This window comes from Desertihabitans aurantiacus, assembly GCF_003344635.1.
Taxonomy (GTDB): domain Bacteria; phylum Actinomycetota; class Actinomycetes; order Propionibacteriales; family Propionibacteriaceae; genus Desertihabitans; species Desertihabitans aurantiacus.
Window position 1 is genome coordinate 1 of sequence record NZ_QPKK01000425.1, and the last position, 2,039, is coordinate 2,039.

Sequence of the window (2,039 nt, forward strand, 5' to 3'; positions counted from 1 at the left end):
GCGGGTGAGATCGGGCATCGGTCCTCCAGGGGGGTCGGGTGGGGTGGTCAGCGCCAGGGACGCCAGTCGTCCTGGCCGCTGAGGTAGGTCTCGCGGGTGTGCTCGGCCACCTCGGGGGCCAGCAGCTGGGGGCGGCCGGTGGGGTCGTCGCCGGGCTGCAGGGCGCCGGGGCCGGTGTTCGCGTGCTCGCGCAGGAAGTCCTCCTGCCAGGGCCAGCCGCCCATGTCCGACCAGGCGGGGGTGCGGATGTGGGCGCCCAGGGAGGAGTCGCGGACGACCGCCGAGGGCTCGACGTCGGGGTTGCTGCTGGGGTGCCACGGACGTCCCAGGAAGACGGTGCCGGGCGCGGCGGAGGAGGTGAACGTGCAGCCGTCGAAGAGGAAGCCGCGGACGCCGGCCTCGGTGCTCGGGGCGCAGACGTAGCCGTTGACCACCTCCCCGCGGTCGAGCGAGCGGATCTCGGAGTGTTCGACCACCAGCGTGGCGCTCCCGTAGACGAAGTCGACGTCGCCGGTGATGAGCGAGTCGGTGACGTAGACCCGGGACACCACCCCCGAGCCCGGTGTCTCGGCGAGGAACGTGTCCTGGTTGCCGAGCAGGTGGACGCTGTCGAGGACCACCCGGTCACCCACCGTGCGCAGGGCCTGGGCCTGGCTCGGGCCGTGCGTCGCCTCGTCGTAGGCGTTCTCGACGGTGAGGTCGCGCAGGGTGACGCCGTCGGCGAGGACGGCGAGGGTCGCCGCGCCGGTGCGGCCCTGGGTGCCGCCGTAGAACTTCTCCGCGCCCGCGGCGAGGTCGTAGCTGATGACGACGTCGGCCGCCTCGCCGCTCTCCCCCCGCAGCACGAGGCCCTCGGGGGTCCCGGGCCAGATCCGCACGACCTCCCGGTAGGTGCCCGGGGCGATGACGACCTCGGTCGCGTGCCGGGCGCGCCAGGCCAGCCCCAGCGCCGCCCCGATGCTCGCCACGTCGCCGCTGCCGTCGAGGGCCACCCGCAGGGTCCGCGGGGTCGTCTCCCGTCGCCCGGCCGGGCCAGCGTGCGCGGTGACCAGACGCACCACGTCGTCGGTGGGGTCGGCCGTGTAGGGGTAGTGGTCGCGGGCCTCGAAGGTGGGACCGGTGTCGTCCTTGCGGCCCCGGACGCCGTCGAACCGGTTGTCCCGCGAGTGCACGCGGGAGTCGGGGTCCTTGGCGACGACGGCGTCCTCGCCGTCGGCGTAGACGCTGTGCTCGACGAGCAGCCGCGAGCGTCCCCGCGCCATCGTCCCGTAGTGCGCCTGGCCGTGCAGGTAGTTGTTGTAGAGGTGGCCGGCGGCGACGTTGTCGATGCTCCCGTTGCGCTGGTAGGTGTTGGAGAACCAGCAGTGGTGGACGGTCAGCGTCGCGACCACGTTGTCGGTCCAGCCCACGCCGAGGGCCTTGTTGTGGTCGCGCAGCACCGTCCAGGACAGGGTGGTGGCGGTGGAGTCCTTGCGGACGTCCACCAGCCCGTCGCCGAGGCGCGCGAGCTCGCAGTGGTCGATCCACACGTGGTGGCAGCCGTCGAGCCGCAGCCCGTCGACGTCCCTGCTCTTGCCGTCCCAGTCACCCGGGACGTAGGAGTCGCGGAAGGTGAGGTTGCGGACCACGACGTTGCCGACGCCGACCAGCCGCAGGCCCCCGCCGACGATCTCGGCGTCCCGGCCGACCCCCAGGACGGAGGTGTCGGAGGCGACGTCGAGCATCGTGCCCGGGTCCAGCTCGATGGTGCCGCGCACCAGCACCACCACCGGCTCCTCCAGCGCGACCAGCCGGGCGAGGTCGGCCGCGTCGCGTGCCGTCGCGACGGCACCGCCGAGGCCGCCGACGGCTCCGTGCGGCAGCTCCGGTGTCGGGACCGAGGCGAAACCGGTCGCCAGCGGCGACCAGACCGGGCCGTCGGCGGTGCGGGGACCGGACGGCACCTCCATCAGCCGCAGCAGGTGCCGGGCCGCGCGGTGGACGTCGTCGCCGGCTGCCGGCGCGGAGGCGGGCCGGGCGAGGGTGCAGGCGGCACCGGC

Annotated in this window: 1 protein-coding gene; it reads right to left on the bottom strand. The window is 74.3% G+C overall.

What is annotated here, in order from left to right:
* Window positions 1-47: 47 nt before the first annotated feature.
* The coding region (locus DVA66_RS19780; RefSeq protein ID WP_114561509.1) for a pectinesterase family protein at window positions 48-2,039 on the bottom strand (1,992 nt) is incomplete at its 5' end.